Here is a 4,666-nt window from a genome sequence, read left to right as displayed (position 1 = left end):
TTGTTTTTTTATCCAAATCGGACTCGGCGAAATTTTTAATTATGCGATCAATTTCCTCATCGGTTTTACCTAACTGTTTGAGAGCATAAAAATAAGACTCGTAGCAATAATCACAGCTATTAACTATGGAAACAGAGAGCGCGATATAGTTCTTCAATTCAACAGGCAATTTAGATTTTCCCATTAGAGTGTTATACAGTTCAATCATCAGTTCAAGAAAATCAGCTCTAATACTAAAAATTTTCAGTACTCCAGGAACACGGGATTCTTTCAGAAGAATTTTATCATATAATTCCTTAATCCTGCCCCGCGCTCTATTCTCATCTATGGTTTTTATTCTGACCATTTGAATAGCCTCCGAATTAACAATACCACATAAATTGTTTCCTTAAATTACCTTTTTACCATTGTTCTTTAGTAAAGATTTTATTGTTTAAATATTTTAATGTTTTAAATTTTTACTTGAAAAATATATAAATTTGGTATCATACCTACCTAATTATAAAAAATAAGGTTATGTGCATCCCAACCTGTAATATTTATTAAATATTGAAAGCCTTAAGTTATGATGAGAAACCATGCAGAAGGAAGCGTCTCTTGAGGAAGTTTTCCAGAATCCTCTGAAGGATTTTGGTCCAGCCCCTTTCTGGTTCTTAAATAATGACCTACCAGAGGAGGAAATAAATTGGGTTCTCCAGGAATTGAGTGAAAAACACAATTCTGGAGTTTTTCTGCATCCTCGAACCGGTTTGGAAATCGAGTATCTGACACAAAAGTTTTGGGAAAAAATTGAGTATTGTATAGAGGCCTGTAGAGGCTATGGACTGAAGACTTGGCTTTATGATGAGTATAATTGGCCCAGCGGAGTTGCGGGCGGAAAGCTTTTACGCGACCATCCTGAATACGCTCAAAGGTATTTGGATTATAAGAGGGTAAAAGTTGAACATGGTCAAGCAATTAAAATTCCCGTGGAAGGGAAACTGTTGGCAGCACTAGCAGTAAATAGAACTGGGAGTAAGATTATTCCTATTGAGGATAAGGTTACTGGCTCTTTACTGGAGTTTCAACCTGATTATAATGAATGGAATATTCTGGTTTTTACAGAAAAAATTAATTCGGATATTTTCTTTGGCACCACCTGTGCTCCTTGGGCTAAAAACGAGAAGGGATATCTTGATCTTTTGAGCAAGGATGCTGTGAGATGTTTTATTGAGTATACCCATGAAGAGTATCGGAAGCGTTTTGGAAAGGATTTTGGCGAATTAATACCGGGCATATTCACGGATGAGCCAGCCAATTACCGAGGGTTACCTTGGACAGGTAATTTCTTGGAGGAGTTTAAGAAGAGGAAAGGTTACGATTTACTGGGAAAAATACACGAGCTAGCCTTAAACTTGGGGGACTATGTCAAGACTCGTTGTGACTATTTTGAAGTGGTTTCTGAACTATTTTCTGAGGCGTTTTATGGTCAAATTGGTGCTTGGTGTAGAGAGAATGGCTTGAATTTTACTGGGCACTTATTCATGGAGGAAGAATTGGAAACCGTTCCCTGCTATCATGGAAACATTTATACTGCATTAAAGGAAATGGGCATGCCAGGTCTTGACTATTTGGGTGATAAAACCGGTTATGATGAAAATCTCATGGTAGAATCGCCAGATTTGGCTCCTAAAACAGTTAGTAGTATTGCCCACGCCACGCGAAAGAGGTTTGTGTTGTGTGAGTATGGTGGGGGCAGTGGCTGGGACACCACTCTAATGTCTCTTAAAAATCTGGTGAACTATCTTCAGGCTACCGGTGTTAACTTCATGAATCACCACGCAGTACACCTTTCACTTAAGGGTCTTCGTAAAAGAGATTTCCCCCCATCCCATTTTGTTCAGGAGCCTTGGTGGAAGTACTACACTGCCTTTTCCAATTACATTTCACGCTTAAGCCACCTTAACAGTTTGGGCACGCATGTTGCTGACGTCCTCCTTCTCTATCCGCTGAGATCACTATGGGCCGAGTACACACTCAGGGGAAAAACGGAGGTTTTTGAAGAGATTGTAAAACACTTTGGTATGATTAGTAACGCCCTACTTAGAATCCAGAGAGATTACGACATTCTTTTTGAGGACGAGGTATTAGAGGGGTTGGTGAGCATAGATGAGAACTGTTTAAAAATTTCTGACGAGAAATTCCGAGTTCTTATACTGCCCCCAATGAGCACTATTCCCACTAAAGTTATCAAAATAGTAAACGACTTCTACAAGAATGGAGGAATCGTGGTTAGCCTCGGTTTTCTCCCCACCAATTCTGATGAGAAACAAAATGACGATATAGTTGAAGCCCATATTAAAGAAATTTTCACAGAAGAAGCTTATCAGAAAAAGAAAATTCAAAATGAAAATACTAAAGGTGGAAAAGCTGTTTTCATCCCTCTGCCAGTTGATGTGAGTAGAGAAGAACTAGAAAAAAATCTGAGAAACATATTGATCTCTCTGATAGAAAGTGATATAAAAATTATTTCCGAGCAGAGTCGGAACCTAATTTATTTGCATAGGAAGATTGGGGCCGATGAATTCTATTTCTTAGCCAATTTATCCGAAATGATAGTGGAATGCGAAATTACCATAAATGCTACCGGTAGACTTGAAAAATGGGATCCAGAAACCGGAGAAATAGAGGCGATATATACATATCGTAGAGAAGAGGGGAAAACCATATTCCCCTATATTTTTGAATCTTACGCAGGAGTTTATTTCGTTATTAAAAAGGGGAAAGAACAGAAACATGTCACTTCATCTAATGTTAATATCACTGGCATTTATGAAACCGCACAAAAAATCACAGGTTATTCAAGAATAACTGAGCCAAAAATTGTTTTTGAGGGACGTAAGATATCAGCGGAACCGCAGCCCATACTTGAACCAATAAGCATATCCAAGTGGAGTGTGGAAATCCCCATTAACTATATGGTCTTAGAACCATGGAAACTAAGCCTGGGGAAAGAGGCGACAGAATCCGATAAAGATAAGAAAGAAAAGGAGCAGAAACAGCTACAAGTCAGCCGTTACACACCGATAAATGCGTTGTTTTCAAATATTATCACGTTTGCAAAATCTCTAAACATTGATTTGAAGGAATATGGTTTTTATGAGATTTTGGATATATTAGAGAATAAGGCAAGAGAGATGGGAATTGATATTACAGCCCAGCCCATTCCCTTTGGTAGTGAATACGAAATATCAACCGAGTTTGAAATGAAGCATGTTCCAGAACAGATTCTTTTAGTATATGAAGATTTGGAAAAACCAGTTGAGATCTACATCAATAAATCCAAAGTGGAAGAAAAACCGAAAAAATGGTTCTTATGGGACCGCAGCAACCGTTCCTTGGATATTAGGAAGTACTTGAAGAAAGGAACAAACCAGCTCACTATTAAAACTAGGTATCCAAAGTTCAAGGACAAAAACCCTAGCACTCACGGAGTGGAACCGGTGGTACTAGTCGGGAAATTTTCAGTCAAAGAGAATAAGATTGATGAGCCAAAATTCGTTCAGCAAGAAAAAAGTGAAACAGAAAAAGGAATTCCCAACTACATTGGAGACATAACCTTAAAACAAAAAATTAATCTAGACGAAAAATATCTTGAAAAGAAGCTTATGTTAGAGGGATATGGTTTTAAAAACGCCATCAGGGTTAAAATCAACGGAAAAGATGCGGGAATCCGTTTATGGCCACCATACAAGTGGGATATATCGGAATTGGTTCAAAAAGGAGAAAACACTATAGAGATGATTATAACAACTACTGCCCAAAACCTCCTGGGTACCCCGATAACAATGGGGGACAGACAGGTAACATTAGTACCATATAATAAACATTTGTTCAACATTTGAGGATAGTGATACTTATTCCAGAAAATTTTTTTAACAATTTTAAGTATTTTAAAAGAAGTCCCGCTAGGAAGTAGTTTCGGATGAAGTTTGTTTGCCTTTGGAAATATTTCGGCGGAAACATAGAGGAATTCGTAAGAACCAATCTGCCTCCAGAAATCGAAATAGTTTTTCCAGATAATGAAAAAGAAACAATTGAAGAAATTCAGGACGCAGATGTGCTACTAGCTCACTGGGTTACAGCAGAAATGATTGAAAAAGCAAAAAAGCTGAAACTAATCCAAACCGCAGCAGCAGGAGGAGACGCCGTCGATATTATAGCCGCCGCCAAAAAGGGGGTAAAAGTGGCTACCGCCTCGGGATGCAACGCATCAGCCACTGCGGAACACGCCATACTGCTTATGCTGGCGCTTATTAGAAGACTGCCTCAAGAATACAATAGACAAATCAGGGGTGAGTGGCAGGTTTGGGGTGATAAATATGAGGGATATGAACTCTTAGATAAGACCCTGGGGATTATAGGATTTGGTAAGATTGGGGTAGAATTGGCAAAAAGAGCAAAAGCCTTCGGAATGAAAATATTAGCTATAAGGAAGCATCCCGAAAAATCAAAAAAAGATGAAAAGAAACTGAGACTAGACTTTTTGGGGAGGCTAGATAGCTTAGATTTTGTTTTGGAGAATTCTGATTTTGTGGTACTTTGTGTTCCACTTACTAAAGAAACAGAAGAAATTGTAGAAATCATAGACATTTGTCACCCCCCTCTTTAAATTTCTTTTCCGAGT

3 protein-coding genes are annotated in these 4,666 nt (G+C 38.3%); 2 read left to right on the top strand and 1 reads right to left on the bottom strand.

Annotated features, from left to right (window positions below; translation table 11 throughout):
• A partial coding sequence (locus tag ACUVXA_RS16620; RefSeq protein WP_445872406.1) for a carboxymuconolactone decarboxylase family protein occupies positions 1-346 on the bottom strand: 346 nt, incomplete at its 3' end.
• 232 nt (positions 347-578) lie between these two features.
• On the opposite strand from ACUVXA_RS16620, the gene ACUVXA_RS16615 reads away from it, so the two are divergent.
• Together ACUVXA_RS16615 and ACUVXA_RS16610 are read left to right on the top strand one after the other, a co-directional pair.
• Entirely contained in the window at positions 579-3,884 is a 3,306-nt protein-coding gene (locus ACUVXA_RS16615; RefSeq protein WP_445872405.1) for a glycosyl hydrolase, read from the top strand.
• A gap of 80 nt (positions 3,885-3,964) precedes the next feature.
• Entirely contained in the window at positions 3,965-4,651 is a 687-nt protein-coding gene (locus ACUVXA_RS16610) for an NAD(P)-dependent oxidoreductase (protein ID WP_445872404.1), read from the top strand.
• The last annotated feature ends 15 nt before the right edge of the window (positions 4,652-4,666 follow it).

The sequence above is a fragment of the Candidatus Jordarchaeum sp. genome (assembly GCF_052745115.1).
This window is presented reverse-complemented; position numbering and strand designations above follow the sequence as displayed.

Bases quoted from the DNA above. Each gene is read 5' to 3' on its own strand.
- ACUVXA_RS16615 (WP_445872405.1), top strand. From the start codon at position 579: ATGCAGAAGGAAGCGTCTCTTGAGGAAGTTTTCCAGAATCCTCTGAAG.
- ACUVXA_RS16610 (WP_445872404.1), top strand. From the start codon at position 3,965: ATGAAGTTTGTTTGCCTTTGGAAATATTTCGGCGGAAACATAGAGGAA.